This is a genomic window from Thiomonas sp. OC7 (assembly GCF_900634595.1).
Classification (GTDB): domain Bacteria; phylum Pseudomonadota; class Gammaproteobacteria; order Burkholderiales; family Burkholderiaceae_C; genus Thiomonas; species Thiomonas arsenitoxydans.
Genome location: NZ_LR131953.1, coordinates 3,296,065 through 3,320,773 on the forward strand (window position 1 = coordinate 3,296,065; position 24,709 = coordinate 3,320,773).

Genomic DNA, 24,709 nt, shown 5'->3' on the forward strand with positions numbered 1-24,709 from the left:
GGTGCTTTCAGCGCTCGAGCTGAAGTTGCACTTGTGCCGCGAGGTGTTGCACCTGATCGCGCGGACCGAGATTGGGGCCGATCTGCCCGAGCTTGCTGTGGGCGAACGCGCTGCCCAGCCGGGCGATGTGCTCAAGCGTGGCGCGCTCTGCGAGTGCTGCAACGATGCCGGCCACCATCGCATCTCCCGCTCCCACGGTGCTCATGGGCTGCAGGGGAGGCAGGCTGGCATGCAAGGCTGCGGTGGGCGAGATAAACAATGCGCCTTCTGCGCCCATGGAGATGGCTACCAGTTCCACGCCGCGAGCCAACAAACCTTGGGCTGTGCGGATCAGGTCGCCGCGGGTCGGCAAGGCATGTCCTGCCCAGGCTTCGAGTTCCTCGCGGTTGGGTTTGATGACGCTCGGCACGCGGGCCTGCAACGCAGCGCCAAGCGGCGCGCCGCTGGTGTCGAGCACCGTGCGAATGCCATGCTCCGCCAGTGCGCCGATCAGCTCTGCATAGGTTTCCGCTGGAAATCCGGCGGGCAGGCTGCCGGACAGCACCACAAGCGTTTTTGCATCCGCATAGCGCAGCACAGTCTCACGCACTTGGCGCGTCAGGGCGACGGGAATGTCGGCGCCGGGTAGATTGATGTCGGTGGTGGCGTGGGGATCTAGCAGCTTGATGTTGGTGCGCGTCTGTCCGGGGTGGCGGATGAAACGGTCTTCGATACCTTTGGCCGCGAACAGGTCGTTGAAGAGGGCGGTGTTGTCGCTGCCCAGAAGTCCGGTGGCGATCACGGGCTGGCCCCAGTCGGCCAGGCAGCCGGCGACTATCACACCCTTGCCTCCCGCATCGAAGCGCACCGAACGGGCGCGGTGCACCTCGCCGGGGCGCAGCGCGTCGAGAGTAATGGTCTCGTCGATTGCAGGGTTGAACGTGACCGTGATGACAGGGGCGTTCATGCAGCCTCCCCATTGAGTGCGCGTACCGCCTGTGCAGATTCGGCCGCGAGCGCATGCGTGGCAAGCTGTTGCAGTTCTGCCAGTGCGCTGGCACGTAGCCGTGCCTTCACCGCCGGAATGTCGCGCGGAGTCATGGACAGCTCGTTCACGCCCAGGCCGGTGAGCAGTGCGGCGCCGAACGGGTCGCCAGCCATGCCGCCGCATACGCCCACCCAACGGCCGTGCCGCGCCGCGCCCTCCACCGTGGCGCGGATGAGGCGCAGCACGGCGGGGTGCAGACTGTCGGTTTGCGGCGCCAGCTCGGGGTTCTGCCGATCCATCGCCAGGGTGTATTGCGTGAGATCGTTGGTGCCGATGGAGAAAAAATCGACGTGCGCCGCCAACACGTCGGCCTGGAGGGCGGCTGCGGGGACTTCGATCATGATGCCTAGCGGGACTTGCGGCGCGTCCAGTTCGGCCCGAATGCGCTCGCATACGGCGCGCAGGGTCAATACTTCGTCAACGCTGGTGATCATCGGGAACATGATGGACAGGTCTGCGCCGAGCTTGGCGGCGCGGTAGAGTGCGCGCAGTTGGGGCTCCAGCAGATCGGCGCGGCGCAGCAGCAGACGCGCGCCGCGTACGCCGAGAAATGGATTGGCTTCCTGCGGCAGATGCAAGTGAGCCACCTGTTTGTCGCCGCCAATGTCCAGCGCGCGCACGATGAGCGGCCGATTGCCCAATGCTTCGATCATGTCGCGGTAGATGGCGAATTGCGCCGCCTCATCGGGTGTTTCGCCACGTTCCAGAAAGAGAAATTCGGTGCGCATCAGGCCAACACCCTCCGCGCCTTCGTCTATGGCCATGGGCACCTGGGAAGGCAGGTTGACATTGGCCCCGATGGCGACAACGTGGCCATCCAGCAGGCGCGCAGCCTGGCTGCGTTCGGCCTTTTGCGCGTCGCGTCGCGCAGCCTCACTGGTCATCCAGGAGCGGGCCGAAGCGAGATCGGCCTCGCTCGGATCGAGATAAAGCTTGCCGCCAACGCCGTCGATCACGCCCTGCGTGCCGCTGCGCAGAGCTTGCAGTGCCGGTCCCGCGCCGACCATGGCGGGAAGCCCGAGGGTGCGCGCAAGAATGGCCGTATGCGAAGTGGGTCCGCCCTGCGCGATGGCCAGCCCAACGACACGGGTCATGTCGATGGCGGCGGTGTCAGAGGGGCTGAGGTCGTCGGAGACGAGGATGCACGGCGCGTCGGGCAAATCCTGCAGGCTGCCGAGTTGTAGCGTGGGTTCCAGCAGCATCAGGACGCGGCGGCCCACATCGCGTAGATCGGTCGCTCGCCCGGCGAGTACCGGGTTGCCCAGGGCGGCCAGTTTGCAAGCCATGCGGTCGATGGCACTATTCCACGACCAGCCCACGCCGTGGCCTTCGACCATGATCTGGCAAGCCAGGGTGATGAGATCGCTGTCCTTGAGAAGTTCACGCTGGGCCTTGAAGATGCGTGCTTCGGCTTCACCGAGGCGGCGCGCCGTGTCGTCGGCCAGTGCGGCAAGTTGCTGATCGGTGGCAATGAGTGCGTTGTTGAGCTGGTCTGCTCCCTGGTCGAGCGGCACGGGCAGATCGGGGATCTCCGCATGGGACTTCGCCAGCACATGCAGTACCCCGATGGCCAGACCCGGGCTGGCGGGTATGCCGGGTACTGCGACGGGCTGGCCTGGCGGTACCCAGGCTCCCGCAGTGGGGACGGTCTGCACGGCCGCGCGTTGTGCATCCGCCCGCTCTTGCAGGGTCAGGCTGTCAAGCAACTGGCGGAAGCGGTCGAGCGCATCGCGGGCGTGTTCGCCATCGGCCGAGAGATGCAGCAGGTCGCCCTGGCGCAGCCCCAGGCTCAGCAGGGCAACCAGGTTGCGCGGATCTGCCGCGTCATTGCCATGCCGCACTTGGAGTCGCACACCGGATTTGCGGGCGGCCTCCACCCAGACGGAGGCGGGGCGGGCATGCAGGCCGGCGGGATAGGGCAGCACCCAGTCCAGGGTCTGCGCTAGGTCCACAGCAGGCGATGTGCCAGCGGAGACGGTGTCGTCCCTCAGGGCGCTCGCCAGCTCCGAGGGGTTCAAGGTGCTGAACAGTGCGGACAGGCGCATGTCATCCTGCATCAGGCGTGTGAGACGACGCAGGATGGCGATGTGGCTATCGGACTTGGCGGCAATCGCCACTACAAGCCGTGCAGTCTGCCCCGGGTTCCATTCCACGCCCTGTGGGACTTGCAGCACCGCAATGCCGTCGCGCTGGATCAGGTCGCGATCCTTTCCCAGGCTATGCGGGATCGACACACCGTGCCCAAGAAAGGTGTTAGCCACTTTTTCTCGCTCCAGCACGCTGGCAGTGAATTCGGGTGCGACGCAGCCGCTGGCGATGAGCAACTGGCAGGCTTCGCGGATGGCGTCCTCTTTGGTCTCTGGCCGGGCGCCAAGACGGATGCGTGCGTCAGTGAGCAGGTCCTGCGGTGTGGTGACAGACATTCTCATCTCCTCGTTTCGTGGAATAAATGATAACGATTACATCAGTAGCTTCAAGCGATTTTCCCGGGTGAAAACCCTGATTCAACTCAAGTGTCGCGTATTTTTTGTAAGATGCGACGATGTTCGGCAGGCGAATTTCCGCAAAATTTTGTTGACGTTTACATATGAGCTCAAGCATCAAGGATGTCGCACGTGTCGCCGGTGTGTCGGTGGCGACGGTGTCGCGCGCGCTCAGCGGCGCTGCGGCAGTCAGCCCTGCGCTCACCGAACGCATTCAGCAGGCGATCCGGGAGACGGGCTATCGCCCGAATCTGTCCGCACGCCGACTGCGTTCGCAAGACTCGGGCACCATCGGGCTAATCGTCGCGGACATTCGCAACCCGTTTTTCACCGCAGTCAGCCGTGCGGTGGAAGACGCGGCTTACAGCGCAGGGTTGCGCGTCATTTTGTGTAATACCGATGAAAATCCGGACAAAGAGGCGATGTACCTCAATCTGATGGAAGAGGAGCGCGTGACGGGCGTGATCTTCGCGCCTACGCGGCAGACGGCGGATCAGCTCAATGCGCAAGACTGGAGTTTTCCGATCGTGCTGATCGATCGTGTCGGCGCACGGGGCGGCCAGGACGCCGTAGCGCTGGATAACGCGGCGGCGAGCGCCTTGCTGGTTGAGCACCTACATGCGCAGGGCTGCCGGCGTATCGCCGGGGTGTTCGGCAACGCCAGCAGCAGCGGCGTGGAGCGCCACGACGGCTATGTCGCGGCGATGTTCCGCCTGGGGTTGCCGCCGCGCTCCACGTTTGTTCCGCCACAGGCACTGGCGGCAGAGGAGGCGGTTGCGCACTGGCTGCGCGAAACGGCGCGACCTGATGCGCTGATTGCAAGCAACGGCCTGTTGCTCATGGGCTTGGTCCGGGCGGTTCGGCATGCCGGACTGCAGATTGCGCGCGACATCGCCGTGGCGGGATTCGACAACGAGAGCTGGACGGAAATTGTGGAGCCAGGCCTGACCGTGATCGAGCAGCCGGTAGACGACATCGGACGCAACGCCATGCAGTTGCTGTCCGAACGGCTGAAAAATCCTGACCTTCCTGCGAGAAAGCTCTTGCTCAGCGGCCGTTGCATCGAGCGCGGCTCGACACGGTGCGGCGGCGCAGCAGCCTGAAGCGCCCCGGCTCGGGCGCAGAAATGGCGTGATCGTGCCCTAATCGTGTCGCCTGTCGATGTCTGACTTCAGGTAGTAGGCGCGCTTCTCGGCGTACATCTGCTGGTCGGCGCGGTGGATGGCGGCTTCCAGGCGTTCGCCGGGCATGCAGGTGGCGATGCCCATGGAAAAGATCAGTCGCGGAGACTGGTGAAACTGGTTGTTCAGGTCGACGAGTTCGAGCAGGCGCTGGCTTAGCGTTTTGGCGGCGCTGGCGTCGGCGTCGGGCAGCAGCAGCACGAATTCATCGCCGCCCACGCGAGCGGCGACCTGCGGCTTGTCCACCAGTTTGGCGAGCACCTCGCCGGCGCGGCGCAGCAGGCCGTCGCCCGCGGCGTGGCCGAGTTCGTCATTGACGGATTTCAGGCCGTTGAGGTCGAGCATGATGACGCTCACGGGCCAGGCTTCCTTGCGTTCGAGGCGGTTGATTTCGTCGACATAGAAGGTGCGGTTGCGCAGGCCGGTGAGTATGTCGTGGTTGCCCAGGAATTCGAGATAGGCCTCGGCCTTTTTGCGTGCGGTGATGTCCGTGAGCGAGACCAGCACCTGCGCCCAGTCGTCTTCATGCCCGGGCATGACGGCGAACTGCATGTGGGCGTTGATCGGCTGGCCCTTGAGGCTGTAGTTGATGACTTCGCGCTGCTGGGTGAGCTTGCCGTTCCACAGGTCGATGAGCTGATCGGCGAAATGCACCCGCATGTCGTCGCGGAACACATGCTGCAGGTTGCGCAGCAGATGCGGCTTGTCGCTGGCGCCCACCATGCTCAGGGTCTGATGGTTGACGTCGAGCACGCGGATTTCCTGCATGCAGCGGTCGATGAATTCCGGATGCACGCGCAAGAAGGTGGGGAAGTCGCTGATGCCCTGCTCGCGCAGCATGGACAGCAGGCTGCGCACCGCGCTGAAGTCCTCGACCCAAAGTGATACGGGCGAGTGCTCGAACAGGCCGCGCGCATATTGCTCGCTGGCATGCAGTTGGCGCTCGGCGCGCAGGCGGTCCGTGAGGTCTTCGACGGAAAACAGCACCCGGCCCCAGCTTTGCTCGTGGCCGGGCAGCACATGGGCGTTGAGCAGGATGTCGAGGCGGCGTCCGCTCAGGGTGTAGTTGACCGTCTGGCTGGTGTAACGCGTGGCGCCCTGCCACAGTTGCACCAGTTCTTCCAGGTGCTGGCTGTGCATGTCATCGCGAAACACGCGGTCGAGATTGGCGACCAGATGCGCCAGATCGCGGACCTCGAACAGGTCGAGCGTGCGGCGGTTGACCTGCAGCACTTTGATGCGCGCCGAGCATTCAGCCACGCGGGCGGGCTGTTCGTGCAACCACGCGCGCAGATCACTTACTCCCTCGGCCCGCCATTGTTTGAACAACTGATGCAGGGCGCTGAAATCCTCGACCCAGAGCGAAACCGGCGCGAGTTCGAACATATTGACGAGCTCGTCTTGGTGCAGCGTGAGGGCGGTCATGGGCGGGTGAGGTGCGGGATATCGAGAGATGCAAATTTTAGGAAGTGTTCTTCGGGCCGGTGCGGGCTGAAACAACAGGAAACTGCGGCTGACGTGAACTTTTTCCGGTTTACCCACGGTAACAGCGAACGCCCGCGCGAACCGATAGGCTAAGTCTTGATGCCCACATGTTTGCTGGGTGAGCAGGAGGAATAGTGATGCAGTACCGACAATTGGGCGCTGATGGGCCGAATGTCTCGGCTCTCGGTTTGGGATGCATGGGGATGTCCGAGTTTTACGGGCAGGGCGACGACGCTGAATCGATCGCCACCCTTCGCCGCGCACTCGATCTCGGCGTGAATTTTCTCGATACGGCCGATATGTACGGCGTAGGACGTAACGAGGTGTTAGTCGGCCGCGCCATCAACGGGCGTCGCGATGAGGTTTTCCTAGCGACCAAATTCGGCAATATGCGCGGGCCGAATGGCGAGTTTCTGGGGGTGAACGGCCGCCCCGACTATGTGCGCCAGAGCTGCGAAGCCAGCCTGAAACGGCTGGGCGTGGACGTGATCGATCTTTATTACCAGCACCGCGTCGATCCCGAGGTGCCGATCGAGGAGACGGTGGGCGCGATGGCCGATCTGGTGCGCGCGGGCAAGGTGCGCTGGCTCGGGCTGTCCGAGGCGGCGCCAGCCACCATCCGCCGCGCGCATGCGGTGCATCCGATCTCCGCGCTGCAGTCGGAGTATTCGCTCTGGTCGCGCGACCCTGAAGGCGTGCTGCTCGACACGGTACGCGAACTGGGCATCGCTTTCGTCGCCTACAGCCCCTTGGGACGAGGCTTTCTCACCTCGCAGATCAAGTCGCTCGACGATTTGCCCGAAGACGACTGGCGCCGCCGCTCACCGCGTTTTCAGCCGGAGACCTTCGCGCGCAATTTGCGTCTGGCCGAAACCGTGCGGCAGATGGCCGAGGCGAAAAACTGCACCCCGGCGCAGTTCGCCCTGGCGTGGCTGCTGGCGCAAGGCGATGATGTCATCGCCATTCCGGGCACCAAGCGGCGGCGCTATCTGGAGGAAAACATGGGCGCATTGCGGGTGCGCCTGAGCACGGCGGATCTCATTCGCATCCATCAAGCGGTGCCACCCGGTGCGGCCAGCGGCGAGCGCTACCCGGAAGCCGGGATGCAGGCGGTCAATCGTTGACCTAGTTTCCGATTCTTCGGCGCAACACCCGTAGATTTTCAGAGGGACGACGCTTGGGCAAGTCGGTAACATGACTTGACATTCCAAAAAAATCCTCCCATGCCTGCCTCACCGCTGACCGATCCCGAGATTCTTCAAGCCCTGACCGCCGAGAACCGGCTCCTGCCGTCGCCCAGCGCGGTCGCGCTCGAACTCATGCGCGCGCTGGAGCGGCGCGATCTGGGCATGCGCGACATCGCCAACATCGCGCGTAAGGACCCGGCCCTGGTGGCGCGCATGATCCAGTTGGCCAACTCGGCCATCTTCGCGGGCATGCGTCCCGCGGTGGCCATTGAAGAGGCCGTGCTGCGCATCGGCACGGGCGGGCTGGCCCGGCTGGCCATTGCGCTGTCGCTCATGCAGGCGAGCAAGGCCACGGATATCGAAGGTTTCGATCTGCGCCGGTTCTGGATGACCTCGATCCAGCGCGGTCTGGTGTTCCAGTATCTGTCGCAGCGTGTGGGCAAGATGCCCAGCGCCGAAGCCTTCAGCCTGGGCCTGCTCGCCGATGTGGGGCAACTCGCGATGGCTGTCAGTCTGGGCGCGCAGGCGGTCTATATCGGTGCCGAAGGTTCGGTGCAAGCGTTGCTGGCTCAGCAGTTGCAACAGTACGGCTACGACCAGGGCGACGCCAGTGCGGTGCTGCTCGCGCACTGGGGCTTTCCGCAGACCTTGGCGCAGGCCGTGCGTATTCGGCCGCAGACGCCGGGGGCTGCGGGCAGCCGTGAAGCGCAGCTGGGCGAGTGCGTGGCGCTCAGCCGCAGCCTGCAGCTTCGTCCGGGTGGTGTGGCGGCCGATGCCGGGCAGATGCGCAGCCTGGCCGAACATCTCCATCTCAGCGAAAGCGATCTGCAGGGTGTGCTCGCCAGCGCCGCGCAAGACATGGCGGGCATGGCCGCGGTGTTCGAGATGAAGCTCGAACAGGCCGAAGTGGATGCCGAGTTCGACCGTCTGCGCCGCGCTCTGGCCACTCCGCCGCTGCTCGACGAACCCATTGCCGACGAAGTGCTGATTGTGTCGAAAGACGCAGCGCTGCGTCTTGGCCTGCGGCAGGCGCTGGAATCGGCTGGGCATGCGCTCGCCGAAGCCGCCACCCCGGCCGAGGCGTTTGAGATCGTGCAGATTCAGGGGCCGCGGGTGGTCGTGCTCGATTGGGCCGACGGCGACAGCGTGGCGGCGCTTTGCCGCAGCCTGCGCACCGAGCGCGGCCCGCGTATCTACTTGCTGGCCCTGTCCCGCGACATGGAGCAGCACGCGGTGCTGAACGCGCTCGATGCCGGCGCGAACGACGTGCTCTTTGCCCCCGTCTTGCCGCAAATGCTGATCGCCAAGGTGCAGACCGGAGCGCGCGCCACGCGGGTGCTCGCCGCCGCAGAGGCCGAGCGCAGCCACGGCTTGCGCACTCTGCGCACGCTGGAGCAGCGCAACGCCGAGTTGCTGCAGGCCGCGGGTACCGACGAGCTGACCGGCGTGGGCAACCGCCGCGCGCTCGACGCTTTTTTGCCGCCGCTTTTTGCCCAGGCCGCAGCCGAGGGTCAGCCGCTGGCGTGTCTGATGTTCGACCTCGATGAATTCAAGCGCATCAACGACCGGCTGGGCCATGATGTGGGAGATCAGGCTTTGCGTGCTGTGGGGCGTGTGCTGCGCCAGCAGTCGCGCGGCATGGATTTTGTTGCGCGGGTGGGCGGCGAGGAGTTTTTGATGCTCTGCCCGCAAACGACCGAAGAGGCCGCGATGCGCGTGGCCGAGCGCATCCGCGCCGCCATTGCAGTCCCACAAGCCGATTTGCCGCCCTTGTCGGTCAGCGTGGGGGTGGCTCTGGGCGCCGCGGGTTTTGCCGACGCCGCATCGCTCATCCGTGCCGCCGATCAGGCTTTGCTGCAGGCCAAGCGACTGGGCCGCAACCGGGTTTGTCTGGCGCCGACTGCTTCCTCTGCGGCGGCGAGCAATTGATCTGAATGATCTGAATTTCAGACCAGCAGATGCAGGTTGGCCTGCCGGATACGCAGGCCAAGTGTGCCGCCGATCTCCAGCGCGAGTTCGCGCCAGAGCGTCGGCAGGGCGTAGGTCTCGGCTTCCAGCCCGCAGGGCAGCGCACAGCGCAGCCGCCACAGTGGGCCTTCGCATCGGGCTTCGATCAGGCGGGCCGTCAGGGTGAGGCTGTCGTCGTCTTGAGTCACTAAAGCCGAGGCCGAAGCCGGGCAGGGATGCACCGCCTCGGCGCGAACGGCCAGGGTGACTCGGGCGCCGGGTTGCAACTCGACGCCAGCAGGCAGCGTGCCGCGCCAGTCCAGCACGGGCTGCGCTTCGATGCCGAGCGAGAGCACGTCCTGTGCGCCCAGCCGCGACTGTGCCAGCACTTGAAGCGGCCACAAATTGTCCACACCCGCCAGTCGCGCCGTGGGCAGATCGGCCGGGCGCTCGAAGACTTGTTGTGGCGTGCCCGCTTGCAGCAGACGCCCGCCATCGAGCACGCCCACGAGGTCGCCCAGCAGGCGTGCGTCCACCGGGTCGTGCGTCACCAGCACGGTGGTGATGGCGCGCTCGCGCAGCAGTGCAGCCAGGGTGCGTCGCAAGCTAGGGCGGGCCTCGGGGTCGATGGCCGAGAAAGGTTCGTCGAGCAGCAGCAATTCGGGTGCACCGACCAGCGCCCGCGCCAGCGCAACCCGCTGCCGTTGGCCGCCGCTGAGTTGGTGCGGGTACTGGTTCAACCAGGGCCGCAGATCGAGCGCGTCGAGCAGCGGATCGAGATCGGCCTGTGCGCCACGGCCGAACTGCAAATTGCGCGCAATCGTCCAGTGCGGAAACAGCGCATCGCGCTGAAACATATAGCCGATGCGGCGCTTCTCGGGCGGCTGGGCGGTGAGGTCTTGCGCGCCCAGTTGCACCTGCCCGGCGCGCGCGGGCAGAAAGCCAGCGAGGGTGTCGAGCAGGGCGCTCTTACCCGCGCCGTTGTGGCCCAGCAAAACCAGGGTCTGGCCGCGCGGAACTTGCAGATCGACGACGGCCGACTGCCAGGCGCCGATGCCCCATTGCAGTCCGCGTAGACGCAGAGCGCCAGGCACGCCATGAGTCGGGCTGGTGACCGCGGGCGTTACCAGGACGGTGCGTTGCGTCAGTGCAGCCATGCCTTTTGCCGGTCTTGTGCGGACTGCGGTGCGCGCACCGAGGCGAGCAGCCTCAGTCCCCAGAACAGCGCCATGACCACCAGCAGAAACAGCACCGAAGCCGCCACGGATTGCCGCAGCCCGGACTGCAGGAACAGGTCGTAGATGCGTATGGGCGCGGTCATCGGGTAATAGGCCAGCAGCACCACCGCGGCAAACTCGCCGATGGCGCGGGCGAAGCACAGCGTCAGCCCAGTGCCGATGCCCTGACGCGCCAGCGGCAGGGTGACGCGGCGAAATACCTCCCACGGCGCCGCGCCCTGAATGCGCGCGGCGCGCTCGATCTGCAGGTCCACCGCCTCGAATCCGCCGCGGGCGGCGTTCACCGCATAGGGCAGGCCGACATAACTCATCGCCAGCACGATGCCGGCAAACGTGCCCCAGAACTCCAGGCCGATGTGTGCCAATGGTGCGCCCAGCCAGCCGCCCCGGCTGAACACCAGCAGCAGCGCGATGCCCGCAATGGTGTGCGGAATGGTGAGCGGCAGATCGACCAGCGCTTCCACCGCGCTCTTGCCACGAAACTGCTGCCGCGCCAGCACATAAGCCAGCGGCACGGCGAACATCGCCGCCAGCACCGTGCTGAACAGCGCCGCGCCCAGACTCAGGCCAATGGCGCTGCGCACATCCGCCATCGCCGCCACCTGCCGCAGATCGCCCAGCGTGGGGTGCAGCAGCAGGGCCAGCAAGGGCAGGGCGATGAAGGCCAGCAGCGTCGCGCCGATCAGCCAGAACACCCAGAACATCGGGCTGCGCGCCTCACGCCTCAACATGCTTTGCGTTCCTCGGCGAGGTGATCACAGTGACACGCCCGCCGGGCCGCCCCAAGGGCGTGTCGCCCCTTGAGGGGCAAGCCAAGCGCAGCGCAGGCTTTCGGGGTGGGCATAGGCCACGCCCGCCGGGCCGCCCCAAGGGCGTGTCGCCCCTTGAGGGGCAAGCCAAGCGCAGCGCGGGCTTTCGGGGTGGGTTCATTTTGGCCAGGCGACTGTGAGCTTGCGCAGGTCTGCAGGAACTTTGTCGCGGTTCATGGCGTAGGGTTGCTTGAGCGGAATGAAGCCATTGGCCGCAATGACCTTTTGCTCTGCTGGTCCGAGCAGGTAGGCGATGAACTCCTGCGCCAGCTTGGGATGCGGGGCGGTCGTTGGGATCGTGACCGCGTAAATGATGGGACGGCCGGAAAGTTCGCCGTTCTTGGTCTTGGCGCTGGCCTTGGCGTAATCGGCGTCGTATTTGGGATCGCTGAGATTGATCTGCGGCGGCAGGTCGATGGACTCCATGTGATGCTGCACGGCATCGGAGCGGTAGATGGCGAGATAGTCGATTTGACCGAGCTGCAGCGCCGAGATCAGATCGGTCTCGGTATCGCGCATATTGCTCTCGGGCGAGTTGGCCAGCACCTTGGCTTCAAGGTCGGGCTGTTTGTAGTAGCGGCCGGCCAGATCGAGCATCTGCAGAGTTTGATAGCCCGAGGGATCGGTGTTGGGGTTGGATCGCCCGATCTGCACGCCGGGTTCGGAGAGAATTTTCCACCAGTTGTCGGCGTTGATCTCCTTCGCGCCCTTGCTCTTGGGGGTGTAGATGAAGGTGATAGCGTTGCCCAGAAAGCCGATGGACCAGTCGGCCGTGGGTTTGTTGCCCTCATCGCCCTTGAACATGTACTTGGGGATGACCGAATAGTCGGCCACCGCCACTACGTCAGCCGGCTGGTGCAGAACAGTGACCTGCTTGACCATTTTGACGCTGCCGCCGAATTGCGGCTGCACGGTCACGCCGGGATGCAGCTTCTCGAAGCCGCGTGCCAGGGTGGTGAAGGTTTTGCCGAGAGTGCCCGCGGCGAACACGGTCAGGGTTTCAGCCTGGGCCGTGGTGCAGGCGGCAGCCAGCGCCAGTGCGCTCAAGGTGAGAGGGAGTGTTTTCATCGGGTGCATTGCAAGTCTCCTGTCGTTGTGCATTTTGAGCATAACGCGAAAGGCCGACGTTTGTCGTGCCCGCAGAAAGCAAGGTGGTGAGAGCGTGTTACGAAACCCGTGGCGGCCGCTGCGCCGACTTGGGGCGGAAGGCCACGCACACTGCGGGGTCGGTTTCCAGATACGGCCCGCCGATCAGATCGACGCAATACGGCACCGCGGCGAACAGGCCCGGCACGACGCTTTGCCCGGCGGCGTCGCGCACGCCTTCGAGCGTTTCGGCAATCGACTTGGGCTGGCCTGGCAGATTGATGATCAGCGTTTTCGCGCGGATCACTGCGGTCTGCCGCGAAAGAATGGCGGTGGGCACGAAGTGCAGGCTGATGCGGCGCATCTGTTCACCGAAGCCGGGCATCTCCTTGTCGGCCACATCCAGCGTGGCCTCCGGGGTGACGTCGCGCGGAGCGGGGCCGGTGCCGCCCGTGGTCAGCACCAGGTCGCAATGCTCGGAGTCCACCAGTTCGCACAGCGTGTTGGCGATCTGCAGGCGGTCATCGGGTATCAGCCGTTCGACAAAGCTCACCGGGTTGAGCAAGGCGCGCCCGAGCCAGTCGCGCAAGGCGGGAAGGCCCTTGTCTTGGTAGATGCCGGTGCTGGCGCGGTCGCTGATGGAGACCAGGCCGATGCGCACCCGGTCGGCGGCGGACGTTTCAGAAACTGGGGAGGGGTTCATCGTCTGCGGGATGGTGAGGTGTGTCGTGCGCGGCGATGGCCGCTTTGACGAACTGGAAAAGTTGACGGGTGAGCCGCGGCGGCTTGTCGGCGCCGACTTCGGCGCGTGCGCCGCGCACGAGCTGACGCAATTGTTGCGCGTCGGTGCTGGGGTATTTGTCGAGGAATTCGGTCTGCGCCTGGTCGTCGGCCAGCAGAACGTCGCGCCAGCGCTCCAGCGCGTGCATGCGGGCGACGCTGGCGCGGTCGTCCCGGGTGGCTGCGGCAATGACCGCGCGCACTGCGTCGGCATCGGTCGAGCGCATCAGCTTGCCCACATAAAGGGTCTGGCGCTTGCGGCCGCCATGCGCGGTGATGCGCTGTGCTTCAAGCACGGCATCACGCAGGGCTTCGGGCAGATCGGCCTGCCGGATGGTGTGGGCTGGCAGACTGATCAGTTGTTCGCCCAGCTCTTGCAGCGCAAGCATGTCGCGTTTGACCTGGCTTTTGCTCGGCGGTCGGTCGTCGGGTGGATCAAAGGCGGGGCCGGTGGGGCGATGCGGGAATTTCATGGCTCTTATTATCCGTTGAGTTCATGCGTGCCCTGGCCACCTGCCCATCCTGGACAGTGAGCCGGGCCGCCAAAAAAGGAATGCCATATCGTGGGACGTTTCGCCTACAGCAAATCGCAGTTTCAGGATCTCGCCCAACAGGCGCTCGAACAGGCGCGCAAGGTCGGCGCCTCGGACGCACAAGTGGAAGTCTCCGAAGGGCAGGGCATGTCGGTCGGCGTGCGCAACGGCCAGATCGAGAACGTGGAGCACAACCGCGACAAGAGCCTGTCCATCAGCGTGTTCGATGGCCAGCGCCGCGGCCATGCCAGCACGTCGGACTTTTCGGCAGAGGCCATTGCGCGCACCGCGCAGGCGGCGTTCGACATCGCCCGCTACACCGCCGAAGACGACTGCGCCGGGCTGCCCGAGGTGGAGCTGCTGGCCATCGGTCGGCAACAGCCGCAGCTCGATCTCTATCACCCCTGGGATCTGACACCGCAGAGCGCGGCCAAGATCGCCCTGCGCGCCGAGAAGGCCGCGTTCGCCGTGGATCCGCGCATCCGCAACAGCGAAGGCGCCAGCGTTTCCGCGCAAGAGTCGCACTTCGTATTGGCCAACAGCCGCGGCTTCTGCGACGGCTACGCTACCTCGTCGCACAGCGTGTCTTGCGCGCCGATCGCTGGTTCGGGCGACGATATGCAGCGCGATTACTGGTGGACGTCCGAATGCGACCCCGCCGACCTGGCTTCTCCCGAGGCGGTGGGGCGTTACGCCGCAGAGCGGGCGTTGTCGCGGCTGAAGGCGCGCAAGCTGTCCACGCGCAAGTGCCCGGTGTTGTTCGAGTCGCCGCTGGCTTCCGGCCTGATCGGCAGCTTCACCCATGCCATCAGCGGCGGCGCGCTGTATCGCAAATCCTCTTTTCTGCAGGACAGTCTGGGACAGCAGGTGTGGGCCGATCACATCGACCTGATCGAAGACCCCACCCTGCCCAAACGCCGCGGCAGCGCGCCGTTCGACAGCGAAGGTGTGGCCACGCACAAGCGCAGTTTGGTGGACGGCGGCGTGGTGCAAGGCTATCTGCTCGGCACTTATTCGGCGCGCAAGCTCGGCATGCAGACCACCGGCAACGCCGGCGGCGCGCACAACCTGCTGCTGCAAAGCCGCCTTACGCAGGCCAAGGATGATCTGCCCGCCATGCTGCGCAAGCTCGACACCGGGCTGTTTGCTATCGAACTCATGGGCCACGGCGTCAACTATGTGACGGGCGACTATTCGCGTGGGGTCATGGGGTTTTGGGTGGAAGGCGGAAAAATCCGCTATCCCGTGCAGGAGATCACCATTGCGGGCAATCTGCGCGACATGCTGCGCAACGTGGTGGCCGTGGGCGCGGATACGCACACCTATGGCAGCAAGACCACGGGCTCCATCCTGATCGACGGCATGACGGTGGGCGGCGCGGGCTGAGTTTGCCGAGCCCCTCGCACAAGGCCGCCTTCGGGCGGCCTTGTCGTTTGCGCGTCCGCATTGTTGACTTCAAGTCAAAGCTGATTCGCGCCAGAGTCAGCAATCCTTCGCGCTTACCCGCAATGATGCGAATGGTTACAGAAGTTACGATGTTCATGTCGGGTCAAGCCGTCTCGCGACTGCAGAAGAACTCACAGCCCGATCCTTTCTTATTCCCCTTCCGGAGACTCCATGGAACGTCGCTCCTTTGTCAAACACGCCGGTCTCGCCGGCATCCTCGCTGCCGGTACCGCCCCGGCCGTCATGGCCCAGCAATCGGTACGTTGGCGTCTGGCCTCCAGCTTTCCCAATTCGCTCGACACCATTTATGGCGCCGCCAATGTGTTCGCGCAGAAGGTCAAAGACCTGACCAACGGCAAGTTCGAGATCTCGGTGCACGCCGCTGGCGAACTGGTGCCGGCGTTCGGCGTGGTCGATGCCGTGCAACAAGGCACGGTGGAGTGCTGCCACACCGCGCCGTATTACTTTTTCGGCAAAGACCCGACCTTCGCGCTGGGCGGCACGGTGCCGTTCGGCTTCAACTCGCGCCAGATGACGGCCTGGATGTTCCAGGGCAACGGTCTCAAGCTCATGCGCGAGTTCTACAGCCAGTACAACTTCCTCAACTTCCCCTGCGGCAACACCGGCGCGCAGATGGGCGGCTGGTTCCGCAAGCCGATCAAGAGTCTGGCCGACATGAAGGGCCTGAAAATGCGCATCGGCGGTTTCGCTGGCAAGGTGATCGAGCGCATCGGCGTGGTGCCGCAGAACATTCCCGGCGGTGACATCTACCCCTCGCTGGAAAAAGGCACCATCGACGCGGCGGAGTGGATCGGCCCGTATGACGACCTGAAGCTCGGGTTCTACAAGGTGGCGAAGAACTACCTGTACCCCGGCTGGTGGGAAGGCGGTCTGGAGCTTGACCTCTATGTCAACCAGAAGGCCTACAACGCGCTGCCCGCCGACTACAAGGCCGCAGTCGATACCGCGACGGCCTACGCCCACGTCAATATGCAGGCTGCCTACGACGCCAAGAACCCCCCGGCTCTCAAGGAACTGGTGGGCAAGGGTGCCAAGCTGCAAGGCTTCCCCAAAGACGTCATGGAAGCGGCGTACAAGGCGGCCAACGATCTTTACAGCGAACTGTCCGCAAACAATCCGAATTGGCGCAAGGTCTACGCCGACTGGGTGAAATTCCGCAACGACGACATTCTGTGGTTCCGTTTTGCCGAGAACGAGTTCGACCGTTTCATGTCCACACGCAAGCTCACCTGAGCGCGCTGCCCTAGCCAAAAAAAGCCCGCCGAAGCGGGCTTTTTTCAGGGCGTTTGGGACGGGTCAATACAATTGGAATCATCTTGATATGAAATGAATCATCTGTATCGAGAGTGACTTATTTACCAGGAGACCCTATGGAACGCCGTTCATTTGTCAAACACGCCGGCCTGGCCGGTATTCTCGCGGCGGGTAGCGCACCCGCCGTTGTCATGGCCCAGCAGTCCGTGCGCTGGCGCCTGGCGTCAAGTTTTCCCAATTCGCTCGACACCATCTTCGGTGCGGCCAACATCTTCGCGCAGAAGGTCAAGGAAGCCTCGGGCGGCAAGTTCGAAATCAGCATCCATGCTGCCGGTGAACTGGTTCCACCCTTCGGCGTGGTCGACGCCGTGCAACAAGGTACGGTGGAGTGCGCGCACACCGCGCCGTACTACTTCTTCGGCAAGGATCCGACCTTCGCCCTGGGCTGTGCTGTGCCCTTCGGCATGAACTCCCGCCAGATGAGCGCCTGGATGTATCAGGGCAATGGCCTCAAGCTCATGCGCGAGTTTTATGCAAACTACAACATCATCAGCTTTCCTTTGGGCAATACCGGCGCGCAGATGGGCGGCTGGTTCCGCAAGCCGATCAAGAGCCTGGCCGACATGAAGGGCCTGAAAATGCGCATTGGCGGCTTCGGTGGCAAGGTGATGGAGCGCATCGGCGTGGTGCCGCAGAATATTCCGGGCGGTGACATTTATCCCTCGCTGGAGAAGGGCACCATCGACGCGGCGGAGTGGATCGGCCCGTATGACGATCTGAAGCTGGGCTTCTACAAAGTGGCGAAAAACTACCTGTATCCCGGCTGGTGGGAAGGCGGCCCGCAGCTCGACCTGTATGTGAACCAGAAGGCGTACAACGCTTTGTCGCCAGAATACAAGGCCATGGTGGAACTGGCGGCCTCGCATGCGCACATCAATATGCAGGCCATGTATGACGCCAAGAACCCTCCCGCGCTCAAGGAACTGGTGGGCAAAGGCGCCAAGCTGCAAGGCTTTCCGAAAGACGTGATGGAAGCGGCGTTCAAGGCGTCCAACGACCTTTATAACGAGCTTTCAGCGAGCAATCCGCGTTGGAAAAAGGTCTACACCGACTGGGCCAAGTTCCGCAACGACGACATTCTCTGGTTCCGCTTTGCGGACAACGAGTTCGACCGTTTCATGGCCACGCGCAAATTCACCTGATGTGCGCAGAAGTGGTCTGATGAAAACGCCCCGCAAGTCGGGGCGTTTTTTTATTCCAGGGCGGCGGCAAGATGGTCGATCAGTGCGCGCAAGGTGGGCGACACAAAGCGGCTCGGCGGATAGAGTGCGTAGGCACTGCCACCATAATTTCCGAGGAAATTCCAGTCCGGCAAGACCTGGACGGCAGACCTGTTCTCCAGTGCGGGGCGCGCCACATAGTCAGGCAAGGTGCAGAGCCCCAGACCGGCCAGCATGGCCTCCAGCCGCAATGCGCTGTGATTCACGGTATAGCGACCCTGCACGACGACTTCAGTCTCAGTGTCGCCCTGCCGAAAACGCCAGCACCTGTCGTGAGCATCTTCGCCTAGGGGAAGGCAGCTGTGCACCGCCAGATCGGATGGATGAGTAATAGCCGGGTGGGCCGCAAGATACGCGGGCGCTGCGCATAGAACCTGCTCTACCTGCATCAGTTCGCGCGCGGCAAAGCCTTCGGGCGGATGACGCGTGACGCGGATCATCAGATCGACGCCCTCGCGAAAGGGATCGACCTCATGGTCGGTCGCGATCAATTGCAGTTGTACCTGGGGCCATTGCGCCAGAAACTGCAAGAGCAAGGGATGCAGCACATGCCGGGCAAATGCCTTGGGGGCGCTGATGCAGATCGATCCCTTCGGCGTTCCGGCTATTTGTTGCGGCACTTGCATGACGGCTTGCGCCGCGGCGACCAACTCGCCGCAGCGCACGCGCGCCGCGTCTCCTGCGGCGGTCAGACGGAGCTGCCGCGTCGTTCGCAGGATCAGCTGAATGCCGAGGTGTTTTTCCAGGCGAGAGACCTGACGGCTCACCGCCGAGGGCGTGGTGCCAAGCTGCCGTGCGGCTGCGGAGAAACTCCCGAACTCGGCGACTCGCAGGAAGGTCACCATTTCAGGCAGAACGCTCAAAAACGCATTTGTACTCACGGCGCAATAGTCCTGTTCCGGTGGAGGGTCTGGTTTGCCAGGGATGCACGCCCAACAATGGGACAACGCTCCATCTTATGCAGGTCTTTCGATGACAAATCCGCCTATCAAGCGCGCGGCCTCAGCGCCCGCATTTCATGCGCTCAACTTGGGTGTGCCTGAAGTGCTGCTTCTACTGGTTGCAGCGGTTTGGGGTGGCAGTTATGGGGTGACCAAATTGCTGGCTCAGCAGTGGCCGGTGCTCGACTTGCTCACCCTGCGCTTTGGTTTGACCTTTCTGATCCTGTCGCCGACCTTGCGTCCCCTGTTTACGGCGCAATGGCGAGGCGGGTTGGCGGTCGGCTCGATACTGGGACTCAACCTGCTGGCCGTGTTTCTCTGCGAAACCTACGGCGTCACGTTGACGACTGCAGCAAACGCTGCTCTGCTCATCAGTCTTTGTGTCGCGCTGACGCCACTGGTCGAATGGGCGCTATTGGGGCAGCCGCCCACCTTGCGCGTGTGGCAGGCGGCGGGTTTGTCGGTGATCGGAGCGGGTTTGCTGTCGGCAACATCGGGAATTGGCCGCCCGGGCTTGGGCGATGCGCTGGTGCTTCTCGCTGCCTTGCTGAGGGCCGTGATGGTGACTCAAACCAGACGGCTTGCAGCCCGTCATGCCTTGCCCGCACTGACTTTGACCGCCGTTCAATCGGGCGTGGTGACGGTGGGGTTGGCTGCCCTGGTGTGGGTCTGGCGCGGGCCACACTGGCCGTCCATCCCCCTGCGGGCCAGTTTCTGGGCCGGGATGGCGTTTCTGGTGTTGCTGTGCACCGTATTTGCTTTCTTTGCGCAGAACTATGCGGCGTCGCGCACGAGCCCCAGCCGGGTCTCGTTGTTGATGGGTAGCGAGCCTTTGTTTGGTGTGTTGGTTGGCGTTGCTCTGCTGGGCGAGAAGATGACGATACCGGGCTGGCTGGGAGGTGGTCTGATGGTGTTTGCAGCTTGGCATGCCACTCGCCTTCCGAATCAGACGAATGAGACCGCGTCTGCCTTATGCGGGCTTCGCACCCCGAATCCACAACCTGGCGAGCCCGTGCGCCACCAAGACGCACAGGGCGCCCACGAACGCCCCGCCGATCACGTCAGCCGGGAAGTGCGCGCCGACGGCGATGCGTGACCATGCCACCCAAAGCGCGAACAGCCACAGCACGACGCCCCAGGGGCGGGGCAGCGAAAAGGCCAGACTTGCGGCAAGCACCATGGCAAAAGCCGCGTGACCCGAGGGAAAGCTGTGCGCAAACTTGGGTTCTCCAAGCACATGAACCATCTGCGGCCCGAAAACCTCAAGCGGTCGCGGAAAGTGGGCCCAGGGTTTGAGTACGCCGTAAATCGAGACAAACAACAGCAGATTGGCCCAGGCATAGACCAGCACACTGCGCAGAGAAATCAGCCGGGGCCAGCGCATCGCGAGGGTCAGCAGCAGGCCGAGGTAGACCGGCAGCAGATGATGGTCGCCCAAGGCGGTGCCCAGGCGTGCGGCGTTGTTCCACACCGGGTTGTCTCCGGCGTGATTGATGGCGAGGAATAGGCGGGCGTTCCAGCCGTCCCATGCGTACCAGATGGCGTGAGGGTCGAGTTTCATGGGCGGTTATCCGTTTGCGGGCACCAGGCGCGTGCCCGCGAGCACATCGTGCAGATACTGACGGTCTTTGCGCAGCAGGCTGGTGCAGGCCCACAGCAAAATGCCCGCCGCGAGCAGCCAGCCGGTCTCCCCCGGCGAAAGTTGCAGGGCCGCAGCCAAGGTCAGGGCGGGGACGACCCAGAGCCAGGCCAGAACGGCGCGCCATAGTGCCCGCCCAAGGCCGAGCGGCGCCCCGCTTGGGGTGACCAGAGCGATTTTCCAGACCTTCATTGGTAGTGTTTGTCGACCTGCACTCCAGAACCCGGCGCCATAGCCGGTGAGCGCAACGAATTCTGCGACTTGCAGGACGACGCGGTGTGTTGCCGACGCCTGCGGCAAACCCAACAAGTGCAGTAGCCCTAGCGTGACCGCCGCAGTGACCAGGGACAGGCCCAGCAGTATGAGCCCTTCATAGGACAGGCAGGCCAGGCGTCGGCGCAGTGGGGGCGCGTTTAGAGAAAGCATGGATTTGGGCGAAGACGTGCGCCCGTCGTGCGAACTTAGCGGGCCGGGCAGCGCAGCGCATCTGCACAAGGCACTGCGGCGGAAGCGACTTTGGCGGGTATCGGCACCGATGCCGGAAGAGGTGGCTGGGGCGCGGGTTTGACGGGCGGCTTGACAGGCTGCGCGTGGCTTGCAGCAGCCTGTTTTTCCTGCAAATATTTGCCCACCTGTCCGGGGTGGGGCTTGGGATGTCGGGCTTCTTCCTTGAGCCGCTCACGTTCGGCCTGAGGCAGTTTTTGGTAGGCCTCCCAGGCTTCGCGGCGGCTTTGCTGCGGCGTCTTGCCGGTGGAGAGAAAATTTTCGCGCGCCAGACGACGTTTTTCCGGACTGAGGTGCGCCCACTCATTCATCCGCTGCTGCAGGGTTTTTTGCTGCTGCGGACTCATTGCGGGATAGCGGGCGGCGATGTCGAGCCATTTTTTCTTGCGGTCGTGATCGAACTCGCTCCAATCGGCTTTCAGGGGGGCAAGAATGTGCTGCTGCGTCGCGCTGAGGTGTTGCCAGCTCGGCGGCGCTTCAGCCGCATGCGCCGGAGTGACGCAGAACAGCAGGGCCACGAACAGGAACAGCAGCAAGGCGGACTGAAACAGAGCCGACTGAAACAGGGCGTACTGAAGCAGGAGGGGGCGCTCCATCAGGCGTGGAGGACAGGGGCGCAAAGTCATCAGCGCTCCAGCTTGAGGTAGCGGGCAAATCCGGGATCGGCGTAGGCCGCTGGCGGCAAATCGCCCAGCAAAAGGGCGGTGTCGATGTCGGCCGTGACGCGGATGAACCGTTCCTGTTGATAGTCTTGCAAGACCAGCAGGCCGACGACCAGCACGATCAGCGGCAGAACGGAGCCGAAACGAAATAGCCACGACCTCCAGAGCGAGGGGCCCGCCAGCGAAAGCGCGCGGCCCTGCGCGACGGCAGCAGTTGCCGAAACGGGCTGAATCTGGGCGACCGCCATCAGCCGCAGGGCCTTGAGGCGCTCGGCCTGTTCGGTCGTGATCTGCCGCTCGGCCTGTTGCAGCCGTGTGGCGAATTGCTGCGCAAGGCGGGCTTCGACTTTGGGGCGCAGCGGATCGGTTGCGTCGTTTTTCATGAGTAGCCCTGGGCTTTCAAAACGCGTGCCAGCGAATGGATGGCGCGCGAGCAATGCGTTTTGACGCTGCCTTCCGAGCAGCCCATGGCTTGCGCGGTTTCGGCAACGTCGAGTTCCTCCCAATAACGTAACAAAAACGCTTCCCGTTGACGTGCGGGCAAACGCGAAATTTCAGTTTCGAGATGTTTCAGGATCTGCATGCGCTGAACCTGGGTTTCGGCGCTCTCGAGATGCTCGCTCAGTGCTTCGAGTTCCAGTGTTTCGAGCAGGTCAAACTCGCCCTCGCTTTCCTGAGATTCAAAATCCGACAGATTGCTGAACAGCGCGCTGCGCACCTTGCGCTTGCGATGCCAGTCGAGAATGGCATTGGTCAGAATGCGCTGGAACAGCAGCGGCAACTCCTGGCGCGGTTTGTCGGCGTATTTGGTCGCCAGGCTGATCATCGCCTCCTGCACCAGATCCATCGCGGCGTCGTCGTCGCGCGTCGAGAACGCGGCGCGCAAAAAAGCGCGCTTGTCGATGCTGGCGAGGAATTCGTTGAGTTCTCGTTCGGTGGCCATCGAGTCGGACGTCGTGCGGTCCGTGAGGATGAGAGGCAACTGCACATTATGCAATGGCGCATCGTTGCACCAAATGGGCTACAGGACGGGCTCATGAAGCTCAACCAGCCGACCGGCGTTGGGGCGACGTTGGGGCGTCAGTCCGATCTGATGCGAGACCAAAATCCCCACGGTCATGTGCAGCAGTGCTGCGCTGCACTACACTACCTAGTTCCGTTTGGTCTGAGCCTCCGTGCAGCAACAAGGTGAGATGCGATTTGCATTGCCTGCCGCGCCCACAACGTTCCAGATCGCACGTGTATCCCAAAGGCCGGCCACAAGCGGGTGCCGAGGGAGACCTGAAGTCTTTCGTCAGAGAAATTCACAAGGTGAACTCATGGAAATGAATCGCACAGAACACAAGTCGGCCGCTACGGCCGCATCAAAGTCCGGCGCGGCAAGCGCGCAGGAACTCACCGGGGCAGAAATCCTGGTGCGATGCCTTCAGGAAGAAGGCGTCGAATTCATGTGGGGCTACCCCGGCGGGGCCGTGCTCTACATCTACGACGAACTCTACAAGCAAACCTCGATCCAGCATGTACTGGTGCGGCAGGAAGCGGCCGCGGTTCATGCCGCAGACGCGTATGCCCGTGCGACGGGCGAGGTCGGCGTGGCCCTGGTGACCTCCGGGCCGGGGGCGACCAATGCCATCACGGGCATCGCCACCGCGTATATGGACTCGATTCCGATGGTGATCATCACCGGGCAGGTGCCGACGACGGCGATCGGGCTGGATGCGTTTCAGGAATGCGACACCGTGGGCATCACCCGCCCGGTGGTCAAACACAATTTCCTGGTCAACGATGTACGCGATCTCGCGGCCACGATGAAAAAGGCGTTCCACATCGCCCGTTCGGGTCGGCCGGGCCCGGTGGTGGTGGATGTGCCCAAGGATGTGTCGCGTCACACCACTCAGTTCGAGTATCCCAAGACCGTGGAGATGCGCTCGTACAACCCGGTGCGCAAGGGTCACGGTGGCCAGATCCGCAAGGCGGTGCAACTGCTGCTCTCGGCCAAGCGGCCCTACATCTATACGGGCGGCGGCGTGGTGCTGGCGAATGCGTCTCCCGAACTGCGCAAGCTGGCCGATCTGCTGAAGTATCCCTGCACCAATACGCTGATGGGGCTGGGCGCGATGCCCGGCGAAGACCCGAAGTTTCTCGGCATGCCTGGCATGCACGGCACCTTCGAGGCGAATATGGCGATGCAGCATTGCGACGTGCTGCTCGCGGTGGGCGTGCGGTTCGACGACCGGGTGATCGGCAATCCGGGGCATTTTGCGCAAAACCAGCGCAAGATCGTGCATATCGACATCGATCCTTCCTCTATCTCGAAGCGGGTGAAGGTGGACGTGCCCATCGTGGGCGATGTCGGCGAGGTGCTGCGGGAACTCATCGATCAGCTCGAACAGTCCTTCAAGGCGGGCAACAAGAACGACGGCGGCGCGCTGGCGGCCTGGTGGGCGCAGATCGACGAGTGGCGCAAGCGCGATTGTCTCGCCTATGAGCATTCGACCGAGGTCATCAAGCCGCAGGCTGTGATCGACACGCTGTACGAGCTGACCAAAGACCGCGAGACCTATATCTGCTCCGACGTTGGACAGCATCAGATGTGGGCCGCGCAGCTCTATAAATTTCCCGAGCCGCGGCGCTGGATCAATTCGGGCGGTCTTGGCACCATGGGCGTGGGTCTGCCCTACGCCATGGGCATCAAGCTGGCCAAGCCCGAAGCCGAAGCCGTTTGCGTCACCGGTGACGGCTCCATCCAGATGAACATTCAGGAGCTTGCCACCTGCCTGCAGTATGGCACGGCGGTGAAGATCATCCTGCTTAACAACCGCTATCTTGGCATGGTGCGGCAGTGGCAGGAGATCGAGTACGAAGGCCGCTATTCGCATTCCTACATGGACTCCTTGCCCGACTTCGTCAAGCTCGCCGAAGCCTATGGTCATGTGGGCATCAAGGTGGACAAGCCCGAAGACCTGCGTCCCGCCATGGAGAAGGCGTTTGCGATGAAAGACCGCACGGTCTTCCTCGACATCTCGGTGGACCCCACAGAGAACGTCTGGCCCATGGTGCAGGCGGGTCGGGGGATTACCGACATGTTGCTTGGGTCGGAGGATCTCTAATTTTTGAACGGCGCAATCCTGCCGGCTCTGCAGGGGGCGTGTCTCACCAGACGCGGCGGTCTGTGGAGTTGCAGCAAGTGCCTTGACCTATCGTGT

The 24,709-nt window shown here is 63.6% G+C and carries 21 protein-coding genes and 1 pseudogene; 8 read left to right on the forward strand and 14 right to left on the reverse strand.

The features are described from left to right. Positions 1–7: 7 nt before the first annotated feature. On the reverse strand, positions 8–946 hold the full coding sequence (pfkB, locus tag BIO17B3_RS15810; protein WP_156054748.1) for a 1-phosphofructokinase: 939 nt from the start codon (positions 944–946) through the stop codon (positions 8–10). Further along, positions 943–3,450, reverse strand: a complete 2,508-nt coding sequence (gene ptsP / locus BIO17B3_RS15815) for a phosphoenolpyruvate--protein phosphotransferase (protein ID WP_156054749.1) — start codon at positions 3,448–3,450, stop codon at positions 943–945. Before ptsP ends, pfkB begins: the two co-directional genes overlap by 4 nt. Before the next feature lie 164 nt (positions 3,451–3,614). Between ptsP and BIO17B3_RS15820 the strand changes: the two genes are divergently transcribed. Then, entirely contained in the window at positions 3,615–4,613 is a 999-nt protein-coding gene (locus tag BIO17B3_RS15820) for a LacI family DNA-binding transcriptional regulator (RefSeq protein ID WP_013123731.1), read from the forward strand. Positions 4,614–4,652: 39 nt separating this feature from the next. Here BIO17B3_RS15820 and BIO17B3_RS15825 read toward each other — a convergent pair whose 3' ends face one another. After that, a complete protein-coding gene (locus BIO17B3_RS15825; protein ID WP_156054750.1) occupies positions 4,653–6,116 on the reverse strand; it encodes a sensor domain-containing diguanylate cyclase in 1,464 nt (487 codons plus the stop codon). Between the two features lie 197 nt (positions 6,117–6,313). Between BIO17B3_RS15825 and BIO17B3_RS15830 the strand changes: the two genes are divergently transcribed. Together BIO17B3_RS15830 and BIO17B3_RS15835 are read left to right on the forward strand one after the other, a co-directional pair. Further along, positions 6,314–7,300 carry an aldo/keto reductase gene (locus BIO17B3_RS15830; protein WP_156054751.1) on the forward strand — a complete coding sequence of 329 codons (987 nt, stop codon included), beginning with the start codon at positions 6,314–6,316 and terminating at the stop codon, positions 7,298–7,300. Between the two features lie 99 nt (positions 7,301–7,399). Beyond that, a complete protein-coding gene (locus BIO17B3_RS15835) occupies positions 7,400–9,292 on the forward strand; it encodes a diguanylate cyclase (protein ID WP_156054752.1) in 1,893 nt (630 codons plus the stop codon). A 17-nt stretch (positions 9,293–9,309) separates the two neighbouring features. Here the strand turns inward: BIO17B3_RS15835 and BIO17B3_RS15840 are convergent, their stop codons facing one another. From BIO17B3_RS15840 to yjgA, 5 genes are all read right to left on the reverse strand, one after another. After that, positions 9,310–10,467, reverse strand: coding sequence for an ABC transporter ATP-binding protein (locus BIO17B3_RS15840; RefSeq protein ID WP_156054753.1), 1,158 nt, complete (start codon positions 10,465–10,467; stop codon positions 9,310–9,312). Next, positions 10,455–11,279, reverse strand: a complete 825-nt coding sequence (locus tag BIO17B3_RS15845; RefSeq protein ID WP_156054754.1) for an ABC transporter permease — start codon at positions 11,277–11,279, stop codon at positions 10,455–10,457. The genes BIO17B3_RS15840 and BIO17B3_RS15845 overlap by 13 nt, the downstream gene beginning before the upstream one ends. A gap of 195 nt (positions 11,280–11,474) precedes the next feature. Continuing rightward, positions 11,475–12,425, reverse strand: a complete 951-nt coding sequence (locus BIO17B3_RS15850) for an extracellular solute-binding protein (RefSeq protein ID WP_232054315.1) — start codon at positions 12,423–12,425, stop codon at positions 11,475–11,477. A 97-nt stretch (positions 12,426–12,522) separates the two neighbouring features. Next, the gene (mog, locus tag BIO17B3_RS15855; RefSeq protein ID WP_156054756.1) at positions 12,523–13,146 is read right to left on the reverse strand and encodes a molybdopterin adenylyltransferase; all 624 of its coding nucleotides are present in this window, start codon (positions 13,144–13,146) and stop codon (positions 12,523–12,525) included. Further along, positions 13,124–13,696: a ribosome biogenesis factor YjgA gene (gene yjgA / locus BIO17B3_RS15860; protein ID WP_156054757.1), complete on the reverse strand. Its 573-nt coding sequence runs from the start codon at positions 13,694–13,696 to the stop codon at positions 13,124–13,126. Before yjgA ends, mog begins: the two co-directional genes overlap by 23 nt. A gap of 90 nt (positions 13,697–13,786) precedes the next feature. Here yjgA and pmbA point away from each other — a divergent pair, with 90 nt between their 5' ends. From pmbA to BIO17B3_RS15875, 3 genes are all read left to right on the forward strand, one after another. After that, positions 13,787–15,142 carry a metalloprotease PmbA gene (pmbA, locus tag BIO17B3_RS15865; protein ID WP_156054758.1) on the forward strand — a complete coding sequence of 452 codons (1,356 nt, stop codon included), beginning with the start codon at positions 13,787–13,789 and terminating at the stop codon, positions 15,140–15,142. Positions 15,143–15,373: 231 nt separating this feature from the next. Next, positions 15,374–16,456 (forward strand): TRAP transporter substrate-binding protein, encoded by a 1,083-nt coding sequence (locus tag BIO17B3_RS15870; protein ID WP_156054759.1) that lies wholly within the window; start codon positions 15,374–15,376, stop codon positions 16,454–16,456. 137 nt (positions 16,457–16,593) lie between these two features. Next, complete coding sequence (locus tag BIO17B3_RS15875) at positions 16,594–17,679, forward strand: TRAP transporter substrate-binding protein (protein WP_156054760.1); 1,086 nt, start codon at positions 16,594–16,596, stop codon at positions 17,677–17,679. Positions 17,680–17,729: 50 nt separating this feature from the next. Here BIO17B3_RS15875 and BIO17B3_RS15880 read toward each other — a convergent pair whose 3' ends face one another. Further along, on the reverse strand, positions 17,730–18,638 hold the full coding sequence (locus BIO17B3_RS15880; RefSeq protein WP_156054761.1) for a LysR family transcriptional regulator: 909 nt from the start codon (positions 18,636–18,638) through the stop codon (positions 17,730–17,732). 91 nt (positions 18,639–18,729) lie between these two features. Between BIO17B3_RS15880 and BIO17B3_RS15885 the strand changes: the two genes are divergently transcribed. Continuing rightward, positions 18,730–19,794 (forward strand): DMT family transporter, encoded by a 1,065-nt coding sequence (locus BIO17B3_RS15885; RefSeq protein WP_232054316.1) that lies wholly within the window; start codon positions 18,730–18,732, stop codon positions 19,792–19,794. On the opposite strand, the pseudogene BIO17B3_RS19490 reads toward BIO17B3_RS15885, so the two are convergent. The 5 genes and pseudogenes from BIO17B3_RS19490 to BIO17B3_RS15910 all read right to left on the reverse strand — a co-directional run. Beyond that, a pseudogene (locus BIO17B3_RS19490) lies at positions 19,768–20,259 on the reverse strand (phosphatase PAP2 family protein); the annotation flags it as partial. The gene BIO17B3_RS15885 and the pseudogene BIO17B3_RS19490 overlap by 27 nt on opposite strands. A gap of 6 nt (positions 20,260–20,265) precedes the next feature. Continuing rightward, a complete protein-coding gene (locus BIO17B3_RS15895) occupies positions 20,266–20,763 on the reverse strand; it encodes an RDD family protein (RefSeq protein WP_156054763.1) in 498 nt (165 codons plus the stop codon). 35 nt (positions 20,764–20,798) lie between these two features. Further along, positions 20,799–21,437: a DUF3106 domain-containing protein gene (locus BIO17B3_RS15900; protein ID WP_232054317.1), complete on the reverse strand. Its 639-nt coding sequence runs from the start codon at positions 21,435–21,437 to the stop codon at positions 20,799–20,801. 29 nt (positions 21,438–21,466) lie between these two features. Further along, positions 21,467–21,886, reverse strand: coding sequence for a DUF3619 family protein (locus BIO17B3_RS15905; protein ID WP_156054765.1), 420 nt, complete (start codon positions 21,884–21,886; stop codon positions 21,467–21,469). After that, on the reverse strand, positions 21,883–22,446 hold the full coding sequence (locus BIO17B3_RS15910) for an RNA polymerase sigma factor (protein ID WP_041608698.1): 564 nt from the start codon (positions 22,444–22,446) through the stop codon (positions 21,883–21,885). Before BIO17B3_RS15910 ends, BIO17B3_RS15905 begins: the two co-directional genes overlap by 4 nt. Before the next feature lie 376 nt (positions 22,447–22,822). Between BIO17B3_RS15910 and BIO17B3_RS15915 the strand changes: the two genes are divergently transcribed. After that, entirely contained in the window at positions 22,823–24,613 is a 1,791-nt protein-coding gene (locus tag BIO17B3_RS15915; protein WP_156054766.1) for an acetolactate synthase 3 catalytic subunit, read from the forward strand. Positions 24,614–24,709: the final 96 nt, after the last annotated feature.